This is a genomic window from Vibrio sp. 99K-1, from assembly GCF_013114585.1.
In the GTDB taxonomy this organism is placed as follows: domain Bacteria; phylum Pseudomonadota; class Gammaproteobacteria; order Enterobacterales; family Vibrionaceae; genus Vibrio; species Vibrio chagasii_B.
The window spans coordinates 93,067-114,880 of sequence record NZ_VTXF01000013.1 but is presented as its reverse complement, the minus strand read 5'-3'; the positions used below and the strand labels follow the sequence as shown (position 1 = coordinate 114,880).

Genomic DNA, 21,814 nt, shown 5'->3' with positions numbered 1-21,814 from the left:
TTATACAAGCTCACGTATGTTTACCCTGCCATACTCTAATTGATCCTTTCGGAGCACCATGAATACCACACCTGCAACATTCTCTCTATTTTTTACACCTCAATGTTGTTTGGTTGATATTCCAAGCCTTTTAACTACGTGTACCACATCATGAGCCGTCGATTTGATTTTAAGTCGATCTTACTGGCGTGTTTGGTCATCAGTATCGGCCAACTCAGTATGGGTTTGGTGTTTCCGTCTTTACCTTGGATCGCGAAGGATTTTGATGTCTCGCTAGAGCAAGCTCAGCTTCTGGTGAGTGTGTATTTGTTGGGGTTTGGTCCATCTCAGTTTATTTATGGACCTATTTCAGACGCTCTAGGGCGTAAAAAAGTGCTGCTGAGTGGTTTGTTGCTCGCCATGCTTGGCCTGTTGATGATCATCTTCTTCAGCCATTCATTTACCAGTATGGTACTGGGTCGATTCCTGCAAGGTTTAGGAACAGGTTGTTGTGCGGTGCTTGCTCGCGCTTCCACAAGAGATAGATTCAGCGGATCTGACTTACCATTGGCGATGTCTTATATCGCCATGGTAGCGTCTATTACTCCCCTGATTGCGCCTGTTATCGGTGGGTTTATCAACTTCCACTTTGGCTGGAGTATGGTATTCATCTCGTTACTTGGGTATGTCTCATTGGCTTGGGGGGTATTGGCGTTCAAATTCAAAGAAACCGTCACTCAGTTCTCAGCGATTCCCTCACCGAAGAAAATGGCGTTGCAATACAAAGAGCTACTCACTTCTCGCTACTTTATGAGCTTTGCAAGCATTGGCTGGCTTAATTTTAGTTTGATGATCACCACTGTGTCGGTGATGCCGTTTATCATGCAGAACCAGATCGGCATGACGTCTGACGAGTACGCGATGTGGGCGGTGATACCTGCATTGGGTATGCTAGGTGGTACCAGCTTGTGTAACCGTATCCGCCCAATATTAGGCAATAAGAAAACACTGTTATGCACGCCTGTGCTACACATCTCAGCTGCGTTGTGGCTTTTCTTTTGCCCACTTGAGCCTTTATATCTAATGATTGGTCAGTTTTTAATGATACTCGGTAATGGTATTGCGCTGCCTTGTGCTCAAGCTTTGGTGATGCTGCCTTACAAGAAGAATGCAGGCGCGGCGGCTGCGATGTCGGGCGGTGGTCAAATGGTTGTGTCTTCGATTGTCAGTATGGGGCTGGTTAAGCTTGGCCTAGGAGAGGCATGGCATTTATCACTGGTCATTGCGTTATTCACTGTGATTACGTTGTTTAATATCCTTCGAGGTTTTAGTAGCCAAGAAGCCAGAGACGCACAGCTTAGCTAGTCAAATTAGCTAGCGAACTCAAATTAAAAAGGCCATTGAAGTGATGAATTTCAATGGCCTTTTTAATGTTCAGCGTTTTGGTTTAAATTGCCAGAATATTGGCTATTCGCAGACCACGGCGACTTTCTCGCTTGCGGCTGTTTTGGCTGGAACCGGGTGGTCGATCAGTCTGATCGGGGACTCATACAGTGCAGACAGTGCTTGTTCATCAAGTAACTTATCGGCGCTGCCTTCAAAGGCAATCTGACCTTTCTTCAGAGCAACGATGTGTGTTGCGTAGCGCAGTGCAAGGTTCAAGTCGTGAAGAATCACGATAACACCAACGTCTTCCTTTTTGTTCAGCTCAGACAGTAAACCCATCAGTTGGAATTGGTGATGAACATCCAGTGCTGATGTTGGCTCATCGAGGATCAATACCGGTGATTGTTGAGCAAGCAACATAGAAACCCATGCACGTTGGCGTTCACCGCCGGATAAATCGTCCGCTAACGCCTGTGAAAACTGAGCAACGCCTGTTCTCTCCATCGCTTGTTGGATGATGGATTTGTCTTCAGAGTTCCAACGACCTAACGCGCCTCGCCAAGGGAATCGCCCTAAACGAACCAGTTCTTCCACTGTTAAGCCTGCAGAAGCTGGGAGCTTTTGCGGCAAATACGCAATCCTCTTTGCTAAGTCTTTGCTTTTTAATGAAGAAAGAGATGCGTTGTTTAATTCAACAGTGCCGTAGTCTGGTGACATCTGTCCTGAAAGCAAGTTAACCAATGTCGATTTACCAGAGCCATTGTGACCAAGAACTACCGTAAGCTCATTGGTCGGGATGGAAAGCTCGTCAATTGAGAGAATGGTTCGATCATCACGAACGATTTTGATGTTTGAAAGCTGAAACATGTAAGTCCTGTCTCTAGACCAATAAAGCTGCTCAATAATAGCAGCCTTATTAGTCTCTAAAAGCAGCTTTACTGGTCTTTAAAAATAGATGGTGAAATTAAACGGTTTTCTTGTTGTTTGGGTGTCTAGGACAATCGTCACAATATTTACCGGAGTCGCATTTGTAGACTAGGCAGCAGCTGACTCTAATCAGTTTAAGCATTCCAGAATCGGAATCGACCTCTAGGCTGTCTAAGTGACTCTCAGGTAATTGGCATGCTTCTAACCAAAGCTTAGCTTGTGTAGTGATGTATTCGTTGGTCAGGCTGGGCTCATGTTGCTGTAATTTGATCAGACTGCCTAACAGTAGATCCGCCAACAAATGGTTAGTAAAGCCAGGGCGGATGCGTGTCCATTCACTTATTTGGCTGCGATAAAACTCAGTAAGTGCAAGTATGGCTTCGCCCGCTTTAGGTATCAATTCCTCAGGTGAGCCGTGTTGATGATCACCATTAAAGAATCGGTATCCTGCGACGAACTCTTTGTACCTAAACTGACCGATATTCTTAATATCAGGCAGCGAGTGAAGGCCGTAGATAGAAATGAAGGTCACATAGATGGGTTGCCAGCAGACTAGATCCCAAGTTCGGGTTAACCAATAAGCTTTGCCTGCTTCTGTGTGATCTTCCGCTAATCCATCGTAAACACGTTTGATCTCGATATGGCTCTTATCGTTTGTCATTGCGATGCTTTTGCTGCTCAGAGAGCCATAACTTCCGCTTAGATAAGGCGTTATTTGTTTTGAGTAAGCGAAGATTTTCTGGTGCAGGGAGGGGGCTCTGCGACGAGTGGCAATATTGTGCAGCTGGGAAAGCATTTTAAACCATTAAATGATAATCAGTTGCGTTATCATAGCGAACCTCATTGACGATAACCATACAAAATGGTGCATCTCTTCAGAGAACTCTTGGCTTGAAAAATTTATAAATTGAATACGCCTTGGCCATTATTGAGTGATAAAAGTCACTTTAAATGTTAAAAAGTATTCCTGTATAGACTTAATTGTTACCACTATCGAGATTATAAAAGCGTGACTATGAACACTCCTGCATTTGACCGTATCAGCCGCGTATTGGCTTATATCCATGCGAACCTTAGCTCGGCACTATCGCTAGAAGATATTGCGAAACAGAGCTGTTGGTCTCGCTGGCAGCTGCAAAGAGTGTTTCAAGCTGAAACGGGACTGACCGTGGCAAACTACGTGAGGGAGCTAAAGCTAAGCCAAGCGGCTGAAGAACTGTTGGACAGCAAAAAGCGAGTGATCGATATCGCACTTGAACTCGGATTCAATTCAGAAATTAGCTTTAGTCGTTCTTTTAAGCAGATGTTTGGCTCCAGCCCCAGTCAGTATAGAAAAGCGGGCAAAAGAGCAGGGCTTAGAAAACCGATACAAGTATCTGAAACGGTAAGCGCTGCTGATAACGGCCCACTCAGTTTTGTTGAGGTACGCATTGATGAGAGAGAGTCATTCCTTGTTAAAGGTATTACCTCAGAAATAAGTGGCTTGTTTTCACTGACACAAGATTTTGCAGAGAAAGTCCCTCAATTGTGGTCGCGCTTGGAAGACGAAGTGAGCCAGCCAGACGATAACGCACTTCAGTTTATTGGTGTTATTGACCTTACTCAGTCTTGCTTTGATGGTACCAATATTCACTATTGGGCGGGAGTAGAGCTTAATGATGAGATTTCAATTCCTCAATTGCCGAGCATTATCTCTGATAAGTTAGACGTATTAACCATTCCAAAGCAAACCTATGCCGTGGTCAAACACTGTGGTCCGATTGAGAACCTTAGACACACTCTGAGTTGGTTTGTACTTAACTGGCTACCGAGTTCTGGCTATCGAGGTGTCGATGGTTATGAGCTCGAAGTATACCCATTAGCCTATCAAGCTCATGCCACAGATGCAGTTATGGAATACTGGGTTCCCATTATTAAATCGTAGTCATATCTGTGTTTTACGTATTCTTTGTAAAGCCTCTTACTCAATAAGGTCAATTGTGTTTTTAATCATCAATTGACCTTTTTTCGTTATAAATCGGCCAAGTTCTTTGTGAACTTGCACCAAATTGTTAATTATCCCTTTTATAGATACATACAATGCAAATGAGATTTATTACTATTTACAATAAGCATTGGTACCGAGGGAATCATGACCACTCACACTCGTTTTAAGTATTCATCACTTGCAGTTGCATTGCTCACTGCATTTTCAGCGCAAGCGTTGGCGGAAGAAACCGTTACAGCGGCAGATTCGAATGTAGAAACTGTCACAATTATGGGCAAAGCGTATCGTAATACCGCGACTAAGTCGGCACTTGAGCCAGAAGAAACGCCTCAAGGTATTACCGTTATTGGTGAAGAACAGTTAGAGCAACGTGGTGTTCAATCTCTGAATCAAGCCCTTCGTTATGCACCGGGTGTTGTAACTGAAAACCGTGGTAGCTCGGTAGCAATGTTTGACTCTTATTCCATTCGTGGTTTTAGCACGAATAACGTTAACTACTACGATGGTCTTTCGCTTCAATTCTTAAATGGTTGGAACCTACAACCACAGATAGATCCGATTGCAATGCAGCAAGTCGAGATCTTCAAAGGGCCTACTTCTGTACTTTATGGCGCGATGCCACCGGGTGGTATGGTGAATATGATCGCTAAAGCGCCACAAACGGAACCGTCGACTAAAGTTGGCGTTGCGACAGGCTCACGTAATTTACAAGAAGCTTCGATCGATACTACTGGTCAGTTTGGTGATAGCGATTTTTCTTACCGTTTGATCGCACTTGCTCGTAAGCAGGACAGTCAAGTTGATAATGCAGAAGAAGAGCGTTACCTAATTGCTCCTTCTGTGGACTGGCAAGCAACAGACAGTACGTTGATTAACTTCAACCTGTACTACCAAAATGATCCTTCAATGGGTATCAACTCGTCAATGCCACTAGACGTGTTGAAAGCAAGCGATCCATCGGTTTCTATGGGTGACAAGAACTGGAGCAAATTTGAGCGTGAAGTTCTTATGGTCGGCTATAAAATCAACCATGAGTTTAATAGCAATTGGACATTCCTACAGAACGCTCGCTATACCGATGCTTCCTTATACCAAGAGAACACTTATCATGTGAGTTACGACCCAAGCACACCTAATCAGCTGGATCGTTACTTGTACTCTACCGATGAGAGCTTTAAAGGGTTTGTTATTGATAACCAATTGAGCGGTATTGTGGATGTTGGCTCAGTAGAGCATAACTTGTTGCTTGGTATCGATTACCAAGATCTAGACGGTAATGTTAACTACTCATCGTACAGTGCGAATGGCAGCGGGTTTAATAGCTTTGATCCATTGAATCCGAACAATGATCTACTAGACCGCAGTGATGTGACTAAGACGGGTGAATATCTAGATGACACGACGTCAAGCCAGCTGGGGTTCTACGTTCAAGACCAAGTTCGTCTGGATGCATTAGTACTGATTGCCGGTGCGCGATTTGATCACTACAAATCTGAGAGTGATTACTACGCCCATGAATCTGATCACAAGCAGTTCACTTACCGTTTAGGTGGTTTGTACCAGTTTGATAATGGTTTAGCACCGTTTGCAAGCTATGCGACGAGCTTTGAACCAGCTCCGGGTGTTGATAAATCAGGCAATGAGTTTGATCCAGAGAACGCACAACAAGCAGAGATTGGTGTGAAATACCTGTCTGACGATATGTCGAAAGAAGCAACGGTTTCTTTATTCCATATCGTTAAGCAAGACATGTTGATGACAGACCCGACTAACGTTTATGGCCCAAGAATCCAAGTGGGTGAAGTGGTATCGCAAGGTGCGGAACTATCAGGACGTTGGTTCGCGACAGAAAGCTTCGATATTGCGGCTGCATACACGTATGTTGACATGGAAATCACTGAAGACTCTAGTAACGGTTTAGAGGGTACGACACCGATCTATGTACCGGAACATACGGCTAATGTGTGGGCTAACTACAACGTATTTAACGGCATGCTAGCGGGTTCTCGATTCAGTGCAGGCGCTCGTTACGTAGGCGAAATGCAAATGGATGCAAGCAACACGCAAGGCAAAGTACCGTCTTACACGGTTGTTGATTTGTCGGTGGGTTATGATTTAGGCGCAGCCAGCGACACACTATCTGGTGCAACTGCTAACCTAGCGGTGAACAATATTTTCAACGAAGAATATTACGCGTGTTACGACCAATCGAACTGTTGGTTCGGTGCTGAGCAGTCTGTAGAGCTAAGCGTGAACTACGAGTTCTAACTAAGTTAGAGTCTTAATAAAGCAGCCTCACAAGGCTGCTTTTGTCGTTTGAAGAAATATAGAATTTAGATTAAGTAGGCAAATATATGAGCTTAAAATCAATAGCTTCTCATTTTTCTAAAGTAAAAAATATGAATACAAAACTCGTTCTAACGATGTTAGCGAGTGCTTTATCGTTTAATGCAATGGCTAATTACCAAGTTGAAGACAGCGAGGGGGTTAAAACCCTTGAAGCGCAACCCGTTAGAGTGGCAGCACTGAACTGGGACATTGCTGAACAAGTGATTGAACTCGGTATAACCCCCGTCGCAGCGCCTGATATTGCAGGGTATAGCGATTGGGTTGTGCAACCTGCGATACCAGAAGGCGTGGCGGATATTGGTACTCGAACTGAACCTAACTTTTCTGCACTTAAGAAGCTCAACCCTGATGTGATTCTTATCGCTTCACCCCAGAAAGATCTTCATGAACGACTTTCTGAAATCGCCCCCGTGCTTTACTACCAAACATACAGCGAACAGCACAGTAATGCTGAAGCTGCTATTGAGAACTTCAAGAAGATAGGCCAATTGCTTGGTAAAGAAGAACAAGCGAACAAGAAACTCGCTGCGATGGATGAGCGTCTTGATGTTCTTAAGGCTGCACTAGATAAAGCGTATCCGGGAGACAAGCCGAAAGTGACATCTTTCCGGTTTGCGAGTACTAATTCGGTTTACATTTACGGTGATAACTCGATTCCTCAATATGCGCTTGAGCAGCTAGGCTTCGAAAATGCGATGGATCTTCCTGTGAGTCAGTGGGGCATCAGTCAAAAGCGTATGACTGAGCTTAAGAACGTTAAGGGTGGCATTGCGCTGTACTTTGAACCTTTCCCATATCAAGACAAGTTAGATCGCTCTCCGGTTTGGAAGAGCATGCCCTTTGTTCGCGATGGTCAATTTAGCCCTGTAGCAGCAAGTTGGAGCTACGGCGGTGCTATGTCTATTTTGTATAACGCAGAAGCTATGGCGCAATCGTTGTTGACGCTAGCGGAGCAGTAATGAAATCCAGTGGTTTGATGATGGGAGCGGCGTTATTTATCGCCGCCCTTATTCATTTATGGTTAGGGCAGTCGGAATTTGGCCCTATTGGTGAGTTGCTTCAACAAGCCTCACAGATCAGTGACATCGCTACATTCAACTCAATGGTTGATGATTCATTCGAGTTGATGGCATTAATCTATGTCAACTTACCTCGTTTAGTGATGGCGATTCTGGTTGGTGGAACACTCGGCACCATAGGTAGTTTGTTCCAACAGTTAACGCAAAACCGCATGATGTCTCCGCTTACACTCGGTACATCATCAGGGGCATGGCTTGGTCTGGTCATTCTGAATGTGGTCGCGCCGATGTTGGTTGCTCAATATTCGGTTTGGTTTGCGCTGATAGGCGCGCTGCTTGCAATGGGTCTGATTGTTTCGATTGTTGGCATCAAAAACATGAGCGGTTTACCGATTGTTTTGGCGGGCATGGCGGTTAACTTACTGCTGGGCGCATTCGCGACTGCGATTATTTTGCTTAACGACCAGTACGCGCAGAACCTGTTTGTATGGGGAGCTGGTGATCTCGGACAGAACGGTTGGGAACAAGTGCTTTGGCTTATGCCTAAGTTACTGCCAATCTTTGCTATTTTCCTGTTGGCTCCAAGAGTTTTGACTCTGCTTTCTATTGGCAATGAAGGGGCAGCAGCACGCGGGCTTGATATTGGCACGACCTTCTTTGTGTTAATGGCAATCGGCGTTTGGCTGGTTTCCGTGTCGATTACCTCGGTGGGTGTGATCAGTTTTATTGGATTGATTGCGCCAAACATCGCGAGACATTTGGGCTTTTTAAAGGCGAAATCTGAACTCATCGCAAGCTGCGTGTTAGGTGCACTGTTGCTTTGTGTGACCGACAGCTTGGCGATTTTCTTGGCGCAATGGTCTTTGGATATGATTCCAACAGGAACGGCAACCGCGGTGGTTGGTGCTCCAGCTTTGATCATTATTGCTCGCAAGCAAATGTCTGCTCAAGATCAAATGTTTTTCTCGATGCCTAAAGGGCCGAGGTCTATTTCACATTTGGCTTATTTCTTGTTGGGCGCGATGATCTTTGGTTTGTTGGCGTTAAGCACGCTGTTACAGCCATCTTCTGATTTGGGCTATTTTGTTATCCCAGACGCATTTGAATGGTCGATTCGCTGGCCGAGAATATTAACCGCAATATTCGCTGGTGGCGGCTTAGCGGTGGCGGGTGTGATTTTGCAAAGACTCGTCTACAACCCCCTCGCGAGCCCAGACATTCTTGGTGTGTCGGCGGGGGCGGTTCTGGCGTTGATATTCAGTAGCCTGTTTATGGGATACTCGATTCATTCGCTAAGCCCTTGGGTTGCTTTCTTAGGCAGCGCGATTGCACTCTGTATATTGCTATTTCTTGGCAAGAAGCATCAGTTCGCCCCTTCGATATTGATCCTTACTGGTATTTCTCTGACCGCGGTATTGGAAGCTTTGGTGCAATTCTCTTTAACGCGAGTGGGGGAGGGAAAATACACCTTATTGGCTTGGTTGGCAGGATCTACGTATCGTGTTGAACCTGAAGCTGCAATGATAATGGCTATCGTGATCACCGTTTGTATTGGCGTAGCTTTACTGTTGAGTCGTTGGGTGACATTAATTGCGACTGGTCGTCAGTTTGCAAGTGCAAGAGGGCTGAACATCAATATCGCCTATGTGGCTCTATTGTGTATTGTCGCGATTTTATGTTCGATGGTCACAACCACCATGGGGCCGGTCGCTTTTGTTGGTCTACTGGCTCCACATATTGCGGCGATGGTGGGTGCTCACTTGGTTCGTGAACAGATCATCTTATCGTTTTTGATTGGTGCGGCATTGATGTTATTTGCTGATTGGTTAGGGCAAGTGGTGGTGTTCCCAGCGCAACTTGCGGCAGGGACGTTGGTTTCCATTATTGGTGGCAGTTATTTCATTTTCTTGTTACTGAAATCTCGAACAACATAGCTTTTGCCCATGACCTAAAGCCACTGGTATTTAAAGCTACTGGCAATCAAAGCTATGAATAAAAAAGCAGTGAGTGGGGCGATCCATCACTGCTTTTTTGTTTGTGTCGTTTGTGTAAAGGGGGGAGGAGTTAAGCAACACAGGTCTCGCTTCTTAATGTGCAAGTTTGGCATATGTTAATAAAATGTACAACCTAAAGGTCTGACCACTCATAAGGTAGCCACCATGCCAAACCTCGATCGTATTACTTGTTCTATCGATGAAAACCAAATTGCGACGGTTGTGTTGAATCGACCCGATAAGCTGAATGCTATTGATATGGCAATGTTCCAAGGCGTGAACAACATGGTCAATAAGTTGAAAAAGAACACCGAGATTCGAGCTGTAATAGTGAAGGGCGAGGGACCTGATTTTTGTTCAGGGCTTGATGTGAAGTCTTTGCTGACCAGTAAATCTGGTGCGATGAAGCTTCTTTTTAAATGGCTCCCAACATTACCAAACGCCGCTCAACGCTTTTCATTGGGTTGGCGAGACATTCCATGCCCTGTCATTTTTGCGATTCATGGTCGGTGTTGGGGAGGCGGTCTGCAATTGGTCAGTGGCGGTGACTTTAGAATTGCTAGCCCTGATGCGAACTTCTCGATACTGGAAGCAAAGTGGGGGCTAATTCCAGACATGGGAGGCGCCATAGCCTTTAGAGAGCTGATGCGTAAAGATCACACCCTAGAAATGGCGATGACGGCCAAAGTGATCGACTGTGAAACCGCGAAAGAATATGGGTTGGTGACCAAGATTGCTGAAGACCCCTACTCTGAAGCCTATGCCTTGGCACTTGAGTGCGCGAATCGGTCACCAGATGTTGTCGCTGCTAATAAGAAACTCTACAACAAGACTTGGTGGTCAAGCCCGGGTATGGCTGTATTCTACGAGACCTGGTATCAGATAAAGGTTGGGCTAGGTAAGAACCGAGCGATAGCAGCACAGCGTGAAATTCATCCCGATAAGCCACGCTCTTACTTAGCAAGAAAGTTCAAATAACGCTTGTACAGGAATAATCGATATTCCCTTTGTTTATGGGGCTTTGCGGTAACCTTAGAGCAATTTAATGTCTAAGGCTAAATGAGCGCTCTGATGAACAAAACTTTTACTTACTCTCTAGCTGCCACTGCAATTTTTACGAGCTTAAATGCATTCGCAAGTGGCCTGTTTTTGCAAGAAGCTGTCGTTGCCAACGCTGGTACTACTGGTGCTGGCGACGGTGTTTACACTCGATCTGCAGCAGCGATGTGGACAAACCCTTCCACTATGTCTCACATGGGCGAAAGTAAGACGACCATCAACACCATGGCTTTCGATCTTGAGATGAAATATCAAGACAACGATGGTAACCCAGATGGTAAAGCTCATTCAGTCATGCCTTCATTTGGTGCGTTCCATGCTCATCAAGTCACAGACAAATTACACCTTGGTATCGCGCTTGGTGCTGTTGGCGGTTCTAGCCTTGATTACGGCAGTGAATGGGCGGGTGCTGCACTTTTAGAAGATATCACTCTCACTGCAATGCAAGTGAACCCATCACTAAGTTATAAGCTGAATGACCAGTGGTCAGTAGGCGCAGGTGTGCAATTCAGTTGGGCTGCATTTCAGCAGTCGACCTCTGGGGTTGCTGGATTTACAGCAAAACAAGATACTGACTGGGCATACGGTTATAACTTAGGTGTCATGTACACACCGACGGATAAGCTAAAGCTTGGAGCGAGTTATCGTTCTAAACTCGAGCACGAGTTTAATAATGAGTTAAGAGGGGTCGAAGATTTTTCTAACTCTCTAGCTATGGATCTTGCTTTGCCAGAGATTGTTGATGTTAGTGCAAGTTACGCGTTTAACTCACGACTCGATTTGTTGGCTAGTGTGCAATTACATCGTTGGAGTGAGTGGGATACAACAGTTCTTGATTTTGGTGTTGTTGGAAGCCCAATTAGTGGTGTTCCACTTGAACGCGATTGGGACGACGTGTGGAAGTTTGCGGTTGGTGCAGACTATCAATTGAATTCAGACTGGCGTTTAAAAGCGGGCTTTTCTTACGAGACCTCGCCACAAGATGATCCGTCAATGCAATGGGTTGACCTGCCTGTAGGTGAACAGTATCGCTACTCGGTAGGTGCTTCAACCTATTGGGATGATATCTTGATCGACGTGTTCTATGAGTACGCAGATTTGGGTTCAGTTGATATGAACCGAAGTGGACCAAAAGGTAGTACTTTGCTAAACGGCTCATTCGATGGCCGCATCCACTTTGTTGGTGTTAGCGCGACCTTCTAATGACACTACGTAATCTATTAATTGTTACTTCGGTAATACTGGGCTCAACGGGGACTTTGGCTGAAGAGAAGCACCCAGATGACCCGACTAAGATCGTAACCAAAGCTGGCGTTGCTTATAACGAAGATCTGCAGTTCTCTGGGTCTATTGGGCTTGATGAAGCGCGAATGATCAATGCTCGTGTTAACGCAGATGGCGAAGAGTGGCGAATAGGCGGCTCATGGCTGTTGCCTATGGGGATTGTCAATTTCAACTTTAGTCGCTCTGAGTATGATAACGATGCTTACAAGAACAACTACAGTATTGGTACGTTTATACCACTGAGCTATTTCGACATTGAGCCGTTCGGTTGGCAAATCTTCCCTATGGCTGGCTACAGTTATAATGATGGCGAAGTGGCGGTTTTCGATGATGATAACGTTGGCTCTGACTATGTATTGATGCCGAGTGCAACACACGGTGGTTACATTGGCGCGTTTGGCTTAAAAACGATTACGGATGAGTGGTCGATTATGGCCTTTGGTGGTGGTTCATTGGGTTCTGATGATTATTCAGGTTACTGGACTGGCGTCGGCGCTAGCTACAAGTTGAGTGATGCTCAATCCTTCAACTTTTTCACTATCTTTGCTGAGGATGACTTCGGTGAAAATAACAGTGTTGGCGCTTCTTACACCTATGAATTCAAATAGTTATTCTCACATATCATCTTAGATAAAAGAACTGAGTGTAGGCCCACTGATTTAGTGAATCTACACTCAGAACTTATCGCTTTTCTAAGATCTTTTTAGTTTGAAGCCGTGCCTAGCAAGCCGCTTGGTAACGTTCAACATAGCTTTGCATTACCGCGTTCATCGCTTTGGTGATATTGGCGTATTGTGCTTCCTCTAGATTCGCGAGAGAGACGCGCAGGGACCACGTTGGCGCATCAAATCCCGCACCTGGCATCACAATCACGCCATGCTCTTCGGCAAGGCGAACCAAGAAATCTAAAGGCTCATACATTTCCTCCAACCAGGTAAAGAAGCCTTCGCTATGAACGGTTTGAGCGATTTCTTTGAGATCAATCTCTACATAGTAAAATGCCCCTGTTTGATCGCCCTCTGCGATGATCGGAGCGGCTAAGTTCTTCTCCATCAATGTATGGTAACGACGACGCACAATCTGTTTAGCCAAGCGCTTATACTCTTCACCGCCTTGCATCAAAGACAACAACGAGAACATCGTCATCTGGATTTGTTGTGGACTAGAAAGCCCAGCTGTGTGGTTTAATGCCACAGCACGACTGTCTGCTACCAATCGGTCAATGAATTTAAGTTTGCTTGGTTCAAGAGTGATGCCTTGGTATCGTGTTGAAAGTGCATTGCGAGTATCTTCTGGTAGGTCACCGATCATACGGTCGAAGTTATTGTCTTCATGTACGCCAATCACCCCTAAACGCCAACCTGTTGCGCCAAAATATTTAGAGTACGAGTACACCAAAATCGTGTTCTTCGGAGCCAGCATTGCTAGTGATGTGAAGTTATCAGCGAAAGTGCCATACACATCATCAGTAAGAAGGATGAGGTCAGGACGACGTTTAGCAATTTCTGCAATTTTGTACAGTGTCTCATCACTCAGTCTTACCGATGCTGGGTTACTAGGGTTAACTAGGAAGAACGCTTTAACACTTGGATCATTTAACTTCTCTAATTCAGAATCAGGGATTTGCCACGCTGACTCTTCTGTTGCCATGATTTCTACTTTGTTGAGCGAATAGTCTTCAAGCTCTGGCATCTCGATATAAGGCGTGAAAATCGGCGCGCCAATCGCAATCGTATCGCCTTTGTTTAACAGACGGTTACTCTTCAAGGTATTGAAGATATACACCATGGCTGCGGTGCCACCTTCAACGGCAAACAAGTCAAATTTGCCAGCAGGAACGGGTTGAGAGCCCGCCATTTCTTGCTCAATGTATTTGCGAGCAATGAGCTCTGAATACTTCAGCATGCGGTCGGGAACTGGGTAGTTATTACCTAGAATGCCGCCAACCCACTCATAAATCAGCTCATCGCTGTCTACCTGATATTGATCGGTAATGAATTGGAAGGCTTCGATAAGGAATTGAACGCCTTCTTGCTCTTCGTGTTTCTCACAAAATTGGAGGAAACGTAGGCTAATGTCTTCCTTTTCGCCCATGCCGCCAAAGCCTTGGTAGCCAGAAAACGTTGCTTTTGACTCTTCCAGCGCAAACATACCGAGTTGGAAGAAGGCTTCACGTGGCGCTGTTGCTACCCAGTTTGGATTGCCGCGACCCGCGTTGATCATCGTTTTTTCATGTGAATGTTGAGCTAGGTCGATCAGTGTGTTTTTTACTTCAAATGGGCTCAGTGTTTCTAGGCGTTGTTCATCAGTGCGTTTCATGGTCTTTTCTCTTTAAATTTTTAATTCGTAAATGCGTTAATTAGGTATTTAGTGCTTGTTCAAGAGGCGTGCTCTTGAACAAGCGGGAGTTCTCTTCAACGAGCGGTTGTTCTAGGAAATCTTGGTAATTAGGTTGACGATGATTGGCCCCCACAAGGTGAGGAAGATATTGGCAACCGCGTAAGTCATTGTGAAACTTGGTACGGGTGTGCTGTTCTGAGTTTTTTCTAGTAGCGATGCGAAGGCTGGGTTAGCACTACGGCTACCTGCGACAACGGCTAGGGCTTCTACCGGGTTTTTGATTTTCAACACGTAGTAGTTGAATAGGAACGTCAGTATTTGTGGAATCATGGTCACCAACACGCCAAGCAGTAATAGCGTCACGCCGTTTTGTTTGATTGCCGTAAGGGCAGGAGCACCAGCATTGATACCAACCACCGCAACGAACACAGCAAGGCCAAACGTCTGCATAAAGTTGGCAGCACCATGGTTAATGCTTCCTAAGCGTGGAGTGCGCATTCTCAGGTAACCAACAAGCAAGCCAGAAACCAAACAACCTAAGCCAGAACCCAAGGCGATATGAGAACCGCCGATCGAGAAGCCAATCTCACCGATCAAATAACCAAGCACCATGCCAAATGACATTGTCACAAAGTCCGTCACACTTGGAAGTGGGCTGTTGTAGCCGATTTTCTTCTCGACTTTGGCGAGGTCGTCTTTCTGGCCTACGAGCGTGATTTCGTCGCCTAGGTGCAGTTCTGTCTCTGGTAGTGTCGAAATGTCATGACCCATGCGAGACAACTGAGTGATGTAAACACCACGACGAATACGTGCGTTGGTTTCATCGTGAAGCTTGCGCAGAGTTACGCCCGCTAACTTTTTGTTGGTGAGTACGATTTTTTTCTGCGTATGAATAACGTTGGTTTCGTCGCTAAACTCGCCAAGCTCAACACCAAGAGAGGTTACTTTCGGAAAGGCTTGCGTGAGGCCTGCCAGATAGACTTTGTCATTCGCGGCTAGGATAGGGTTTTTTGCAATGTCTAACGTTGTGTCTGACTCTTCACCTGGACGATAAATAGCTTCTATTGTCAGGTCAGAATCGAATGCTTCTTCTAGCTCAGCGACACTTTTGCCTACAAACATAGAGTTAGCGGTGACTTGGTAAGCGCGAGAAGAGACTCGGTTTAATGCTGAGAACTCACCTTCATTAAGTTGCTTGCTGCCAGAGCCCATCTGTTCTGCGAGCTTTTTCGCTTCTTTGGTGATGTTCCAACCCATTACCATTGGGATTAGGGACATCATCAAGATAGGGCCAAGAGAGCCGAAGATGTATGTGATCGAGTAACCCACCGCCACATTGGTTTTCAGTGTTGAGGTCACATCGGGTGCAAGGTTGAGTTGATCAATCGCGTTACCAGCAGTACCAATGATGGCTGATTGTGTTAAACCACCGGCTGCAAGGCCTGCGGCTAAACCTTTATCTAGGCCGGCCCATTTTGCGAGTAGCACAACGGTTACAAGCCCAACGAACGTCATTACGAATGAGGCGAATAGACGTGTTAGTGATGAAAGGCGAAATGACGAGAAGAACTGCGGTCCGCCGTTGTAACCCACCATGAAAATAAATAAAGCAAAGAAGATGCTTTTCACTTCATTGGAAATTGCAATTCCGCCGATTTGGCCAAGCCCAACGGCAACCAAAAGTGAGCCTGCGATCCCGCCTAATTCAAACTTACCGATTTTAATTTTACCGATTAAGTAACCGAGTCCTAGTGATAGGAATAGAGCTATAAATGGATAGTCTCTTAATTGTTCAATAATAAATGACATGATAAACCTTTAATGAAATACCACTGATATTTCATAACTAATAATATATTGATGTTGAATGACAGAATGTTCTGTCTATCTGTGGTTATGCGAAATTAAGAATTACTTGTCTTATGGTGTAATCGAGACGATTTTTTATGAGCATGAGTTTTATCTTTGTGATGCTTATTATGATGACCATCTGGGTGATGATTCACTAAATGCTTATGGCCTTCTGGTTCACCACCGTGTGGCAGACCAGAATGAGAGGGCTGATGTGCTCTATATTCTAAATGGTCCTTGTTGTGTTTATGTTCGACTTCCTCTCCATATACACGTTTCATTTTTTCTTTAATAGCGACTTTCGTATGGTGTGTTTGATTAGACATATTAATCTCAGTTAGTTGTTTAAGGAACGATGAGAATTATATCTATCGGTGAAGGATATAAATCATGTTCAAATAAAATCGACATAAAGCCAAGAAATGATTTTTGCTTGATAAATTTTTATCAAGTCACTGTATTTGTTGGTTTTATTTTTATTTTATATAGATGGGCTTCGATGTTATATCAGTTTGATTTATTGAGTGCTTAGGTGGATAGAATAACCGGACTTCAAAAACAAGGTGAACACATGAGTAAGTATAAAGGCGTAATTGTTGGGTCTGCTTTATTTATATTATTGTCTTTTGTATTTGGCTTTCAATATGTAAAAAGCGAAATAATAAAAGAGAAAGTAGCAAGTTTTAAATTTCCATCTATACCTGTAACGACTGAAGTAGTAAGTCAAAAGGTTTGGAACGAACATTTGAATGTTATTGGTAATATTCATGCTAACCAATCGGTTAATGTAACAAGCCCAATTTCAGGGCAAATAAAAGAAGTGCTTTTTAAGTCAGGTCAATTTGTTAATAAAGGCGACATTCTTATCCAGTTGGATGATGCACTATTAAAAGCGAACTATAAAAGCCAGTTAGCAAAGGTTGAGTTAGCAAGAACGGAATTAAAAAGAAATAAAAAGCTATTGAAAAATCATAGTGTCTCTCAGAATTCGGTAGATAAACTTGCTGCTCAATTTAATGCTGAATCCGCCAAGCTAGAATACATCTCTACTCAGGTTGATTACATGAAAGTTAAAGCGCCTTTCTCTGGCCATGTTGGAATTAGAAAAGTGGATGTCGGTGATTTTATCAATTCAAGCACAGCGATTGTTGACCTTGAAGATAGCTCTCAACAGTATGTCGATTTCTCTATTTCGGAGCTTTATCTTCACAGTGTGCAAGTAGGGCAGGACCTTCAGTTTAAATCTGACGCAGCGAACGATGCTGAGTATCACGCCACGATTACTGCGATTGAACCTAGCTCAGACGCGAACACACACAATATCGAACTGCGAGCAGTGACGACTGAATCTGTGCCTCTGGAATCTGGTATGTATGTGGATGCAACACTAACCACTTCCGATTCAAACGCGGTGATCAGCGTGCCGTCAGTGGCGATCAGCTACACCTTATCTGGCGATACTGTGTTTGTTCTAGATACTTCAACGAAACAAGTGAGCACGAATTCAGGAAGTGTAAGTTCAGCGAGCACAAGTTCAAACAAACAAGATTCAGAGAAAGAAGAGACACCGTTTTACGAATACAAAGTGGTGCAACGCATTGTGGAAATTGGCCCGAAACAAGGTGGTTATGTCGGTGTCCTTTCAGGCTTGAAAGAAGGGGATGTGGTGGTGACGTCGAATCAGCATCAGCTTAAAAATGGTGGTTTGGTTTTGGTGAACAATCAACGACCGCTTGTTACTCATACTCAGCCAAGTAAATAGGATTCTCCCATGACATTTACTGATGTATTCATCAAACGCCCGGTGTTGGCGACGGTATTAAGTCTCGTGTTGTTGGTGTTGGGGCTTAAAGCTTTTACCTCATTGCAGGTGCGCCAATACCCAGAAATTGAAACAGGTGTGATCACCATTACCACCAGTTATCCCGGTGCCAGTGCGTCGAGCGTACAAGGTTACGTTACCCAACCTCTACAGGCTGAAATCGCCCAAACCGCGGGCATTGACTACATGACATCAGACAGTGCCTTGGGTAAATCTGTGATTACGGTGTATTTGAAGCTGGGATACCCATCTGATGGCGCACTGACGGAGATTCTTTCTCTGGTGCAACAAGTGAAATACAAACTGCCTTCTGGGGTGTTGGACCCGAGTATTCTTAAATCGACGTCGCAATCGCCGATCTTATATGTCTCTTTCTCAAGCGATACGCTGAAAACAGAGCAGGTGTCGGATTATGTGAGCCGAGTGGTGAAGCCTACATTCTCAACGGTAGAGGGTGTGTCCAAAGTCGATATGTTAGGCCAACAAGATTTCGCGATGCGTATCTGGCTGAAGCCTCAAAAACTGGCGTCTTATGGTTTAACCGCGACCGATGTACAAAATGCACTGCGAGCAAACAACATCGTGAGCGCGGCGGGTAAGTTACAAAACCCATATATCGAAGTCGATATCAATGCTCATACCGATTCTAGCTCTGTAGAAGACTTTAAAAACATGTCGCTTAAGGCCCATAACGGGCAACTGGTGCATTTGAAAGACGTTGCCACAGTAGAGCTAGGCGCAGCGACTTATGATTCAGACGTTGAGTTTAATGGCGTAACGACTGTTTCAACGGCGATCAGCAATACCGCGACATCGAACCCGTTAACCGTGGTTGAAGGGATTTACGACTTGTTGCCTCAGATAAAAGCGGGCTTACCTGACGGTATTAAAGCGGATGTGGTGTACGACTCAACCAAGTTCATTGAGACATCGATTGATGAAGTAGCCAAAACACTGATGGAAGCGGCAATGATTGTGGTGATTGTTATCTTTGCGTTCCTCGGCTCTATGCGTGCGATGTTAATTCCATTGGTGACGATTCCATTGTCGTTGATTGGCTCGATGTTCTTCATGTTGAGCATGGGTTTCAGCATTAACTTGCTGACGTTACTAGCTATGGTGCTGGCGATCTCTTTGGTGGTGGACGATGCGATCGTGGTGGTGGAAAACACTTTCCGACACCTAGAGGATGGTACAAGCCCAATTAAAGCAGCGATTAACAGTGCGCGAGAGATTGCAGGCTCTGTGATTGCGATGACCATTACCTTGGCCGCAGTTTATGCACCGATCGGTTTCATGGGTGGTTTGACCGGCAAGTTGTTTACTGAGTTTGCTTTCACCTTGGCGGGTTCTGTTCTGATTTCAGGTTTTATCGCACTGACGTTGACGCCGATGATGTGTTCAAAACTGCTTAACAAGTCGGTATTGGATGGAAAACTGGTTAAGAAGATTGATGTGGTTATTGCGGGTGTCACTGAACGCTACCGCAAGGTGCTTGAACATGTACTAAATAACAGAGTTTATATCTGGCCAGTAGTCGGGACTTTGCTTATTAGCTTGGTGTTCATGTTTATGAATACCGCTTCTGAACTGGCACCCGAGGAAGATCAAGGCGTAATGATTGTGATGGGGCAAGGGCCTGCCCAAGCCAATACGGATTATATTCGTCACTTTACTCCGGCTCTGATTAACTCTATCAGCAAGAACGATGAAGTCGAAATGACCATGCTAGACAACGGTTACATGAACAACAATGCGTTCTTTGGTTTAGGTGTATTGAAGGATTGGGATTCTCGCGAAGCAACGGCAAAAGAGGTGATGCAACGCTTTGAAAAAGAGAGCTCGATATTACCAGGTTTGCAGGTGTATACCTTCTCCCCACCGGATCTGCCAGGCACTCCGCAAGGCTTGCCATTCCAAATGGTATTGAAGACGCCAACTGGCTCGTATCAAGACCTTTATCAGTACGCTGAAAAACTGAAAGAGTACGCACAGAAAAGCGGTAAGTTTATCTACGTGCAGAACGATCTTAACTTCAACAAACCACAGGTTGAGATTCATATTGACCGTGATAAAGCGGCTCAGATGAATGTAAGCGCTCAGGACGTTGGTACGGTGCTGTCTCGCTTTATCAGTGAAGGGTTCGTGAACTACTTCTCGATGGATCAGCGCAGTTATCAGGTGATTACACAGGTACCAAACGAGAACCGTAACTCTTGGGATGACCTGAAGAATTATCACGTACGTTCGAACACAGGAGAGATGGTACCGCTGGCTTCGTTAATTGAAATTAACGAATCTGTTCAGCCATCAAAAGTGGATCAATTCCAGCAGCTAAACAGCGCAATGATTGAAGCGAAAATGATGCCGGGTGTCAGTATTGGTGAAGCGTACAAAGTAATGGAAGAGGGAGCCGCGAAGATTCTGCCTACGTCGTACAGCACAGATACATCTGGTCAGCTTCGTCAGTTCTTGCAAGAAGGCTCTTCGTTGGTAACAACGTTCTTCCTAGCTTTGGTGATCATCTACTTGGTACTGGCTGCGCAGTTCGAAAGCTTGCGTGACCCATTGGTGGTATTAACCAGTGTTCCATTGTCGATTTTTGGTGCTTTGATGCCGCTCTATTTGGGCATTGATACGCTCAACATTTACACCGAAGTGGGGCTGGTGACCTTGATAGGCTTAATCAGTAAGCACGGTATATTGATTGTGGAGTTTGCGAACCAGATGCAACAAGAGTTGAAATGCAGCCGTCGTGAAGCCGCTATTCGTTCGGCGACCGTACGAATGCGCCCGGTATTGATGACAACTGCTGCCATGGTTGTAGGTGTTGTGCCATTACTGATTGCAAGTGGTGCTGGAGCTCAAAGTCGATTCTCAATTGGCTTGGTGATTACGGTGGGTATGTCGGTAGGCACGCTGTTTACCTTGTTTGTTGTCCCTACGATCTACACCTATTTGGCGGCGGACCACACCGCAAAGGAACGGGATGATGATTCGCGCGAAGAGAGTTGCAAGCCTGCTCAAATAAACCAGTCATAAACAAGAAAATTTAATCAACACGAATCCCAATTGATGAGCTTTATCGCTTAGGGATTCGTGCACTCAAAATTTAGAAAGTTAGAGGTTCACATGAAACTACATTATTTATTCCCGTTGATCGTTTTATTCACTGCTGGCTGTTCAAGCAACATGCCAAGTAGAGAAGAAATTCAGAGTGTCGATTCAAACCACTATTTCGTTGATAGTCAGTTTGATCACGACATGAAAGGGGTATCGTGGATAGCGAAGGACAGTGGCTCACTTCACTTCAATCAGTTTGAATTTACCACCGTTGGTATAAAAAGTTCGGGGGTTGACCAGCGTGTATCAAAGCAGGTTCAGTCTGAATTCAAGACTCAGGTTCATAAGAAAATGGACGAGAAGCTGGCGACGAAATTACAGGGCTACAAGAACGTAGTTTTGGAGAACAAGGAACTCGATATAAGCGTGATGCTCTATGACATCAATGATATTCCTGAAGACATGCGTGTGACGGAATTTATCCCTGTTGGTTCCGTGATTGGTGCCATTAAATATGCAGCAGGTACTCGTGATCGTTCGATTCGTATTTTGGCAAGCGTGGATCTGAAAGATCATGATACATCTCAGCTAATTGGTCGCCGTATTTTTGTCGTGAACGATAATGGCGTACTAGAGAACGACAAATCAGAAATCACCATAGATATGCTCGATAAAAACCTTGAGCAAATTTCCCAACAAGCGGTCGACTTTGCTTTTGAGGTGACTTACTTAAACACAAAGCAAGGCTAAGGCA

The 21,814-nt window shown here is 44.9% G+C and carries 16 protein-coding genes; 11 read left to right on the top strand and 5 right to left on the bottom strand.

Annotated elements, in window-relative coordinates:
- The first annotated feature begins 150 nt into the window (after positions 1–150).
- Entirely contained in the window at positions 151–1,344 is a 1,194-nt protein-coding gene (locus tag F0228_RS12150; protein ID WP_171730772.1) for a multidrug effflux MFS transporter, read from the top strand.
- A gap of 102 nt (positions 1,345–1,446) precedes the next feature.
- On the opposite strand, the gene F0228_RS12145 is transcribed toward F0228_RS12150, so the two are convergent.
- Together F0228_RS12145 and F0228_RS12140 are read right to left on the bottom strand one after the other, a co-directional pair.
- Positions 1,447–2,232, bottom strand: coding sequence for an ABC transporter ATP-binding protein (locus F0228_RS12145; RefSeq protein WP_171730771.1), 786 nt, complete (start codon positions 2,230–2,232; stop codon positions 1,447–1,449).
- Positions 2,233–2,329: 97 nt separating this feature from the next.
- Complete coding sequence (locus F0228_RS12140; protein WP_171730770.1) at positions 2,330–3,088, bottom strand: siderophore ferric iron reductase; 759 nt, start codon at positions 3,086–3,088, stop codon at positions 2,330–2,332.
- Between the two features lie 219 nt (positions 3,089–3,307).
- Here F0228_RS12140 and F0228_RS12135 point away from each other — a divergent pair, with 219 nt between their 5' ends.
- The 7 genes from F0228_RS12135 to F0228_RS12105 all read left to right on the top strand — a co-directional run bounded on the left by F0228_RS12135 (position 3,308) and on the right by F0228_RS12105 (position 12,592).
- Complete coding sequence (locus F0228_RS12135) at positions 3,308–4,216, top strand: AraC family transcriptional regulator (protein ID WP_171730769.1); 909 nt, start codon at positions 3,308–3,310, stop codon at positions 4,214–4,216.
- Positions 4,217–4,423: 207 nt separating this feature from the next.
- Entirely contained in the window at positions 4,424–6,547 is a 2,124-nt protein-coding gene (locus tag F0228_RS12130) for a TonB-dependent siderophore receptor (RefSeq protein WP_171730768.1), read from the top strand.
- Positions 6,548–6,678: 131 nt separating this feature from the next.
- On the top strand, positions 6,679–7,587 hold the full coding sequence (locus F0228_RS12125) for an iron-siderophore ABC transporter substrate-binding protein (protein ID WP_253820298.1): 909 nt from the start codon (positions 6,679–6,681) through the stop codon (positions 7,585–7,587).
- Positions 7,587–9,581 (top strand): Fe(3+)-hydroxamate ABC transporter permease FhuB, encoded by a 1,995-nt coding sequence (fhuB, locus tag F0228_RS12120; RefSeq protein WP_171730766.1) that lies wholly within the window; start codon positions 7,587–7,589, stop codon positions 9,579–9,581. The genes F0228_RS12125 and fhuB overlap by 1 nt, the downstream gene beginning before the upstream one ends.
- Positions 9,582–9,806: 225 nt before the next feature.
- Entirely contained in the window at positions 9,807–10,619 is an 813-nt protein-coding gene (locus F0228_RS12115; protein ID WP_171762272.1) for a crotonase/enoyl-CoA hydratase family protein, read from the top strand.
- A 93-nt stretch (positions 10,620–10,712) separates the two neighbouring features.
- Positions 10,713–11,903: an outer membrane protein transport protein gene (locus tag F0228_RS12110; RefSeq protein WP_171730764.1), complete on the top strand. Its 1,191-nt coding sequence runs from the start codon at positions 10,713–10,715 to the stop codon at positions 11,901–11,903.
- A complete protein-coding gene (locus tag F0228_RS12105; RefSeq protein ID WP_171762271.1) occupies positions 11,903–12,592 on the top strand; it encodes a hypothetical protein in 690 nt (229 codons plus the stop codon). The genes F0228_RS12110 and F0228_RS12105 overlap by 1 nt, the downstream gene beginning before the upstream one ends.
- A gap of 112 nt (positions 12,593–12,704) precedes the next feature.
- Here the strand turns inward: F0228_RS12105 and F0228_RS12100 are convergent, their stop codons facing one another.
- From F0228_RS12100 to F0228_RS12090, 3 genes are all read right to left on the bottom strand, one after another.
- Complete coding sequence (locus tag F0228_RS12100; protein ID WP_171762270.1) at positions 12,705–14,303, bottom strand: bifunctional aspartate transaminase/aspartate 4-decarboxylase; 1,599 nt, start codon at positions 14,301–14,303, stop codon at positions 12,705–12,707.
- 111 nt (positions 14,304–14,414) lie between these two features.
- Positions 14,415–16,133: an aspartate-alanine antiporter gene (gene aspT / locus F0228_RS12095; RefSeq protein ID WP_171762269.1), complete on the bottom strand. Its 1,719-nt coding sequence runs from the start codon at positions 16,131–16,133 to the stop codon at positions 14,415–14,417.
- 95 nt (positions 16,134–16,228) lie between these two features.
- Entirely contained in the window at positions 16,229–16,501 is a 273-nt protein-coding gene (locus F0228_RS12090; protein ID WP_116871435.1) for a hypothetical protein, read from the bottom strand.
- Positions 16,502–16,746: 245 nt separating this feature from the next.
- On the opposite strand from F0228_RS12090, the gene F0228_RS12085 reads away from it, so the two are divergent.
- The 3 genes from F0228_RS12085 to F0228_RS12075 all read left to right on the top strand — a co-directional run bounded on the left by F0228_RS12085 (position 16,747) and on the right by F0228_RS12075 (position 21,810).
- Positions 16,747–17,937 carry an efflux RND transporter periplasmic adaptor subunit gene (locus F0228_RS12085; RefSeq protein WP_171762268.1) on the top strand — a complete coding sequence of 397 codons (1,191 nt, stop codon included), beginning with the start codon at positions 16,747–16,749 and terminating at the stop codon, positions 17,935–17,937.
- Between the two features lie 9 nt (positions 17,938–17,946).
- Positions 17,947–21,039 carry an efflux RND transporter permease subunit gene (locus F0228_RS12080; protein WP_171762267.1) on the top strand — a complete coding sequence of 1,031 codons (3,093 nt, stop codon included), beginning with the start codon at positions 17,947–17,949 and terminating at the stop codon, positions 21,037–21,039.
- Positions 21,040–21,129: 90 nt separating this feature from the next.
- A complete protein-coding gene (locus tag F0228_RS12075) occupies positions 21,130–21,810 on the top strand; it encodes a DUF3313 family protein (protein ID WP_116871438.1) in 681 nt (226 codons plus the stop codon).
- Positions 21,811–21,814 lie beyond the last annotated feature (4 nt).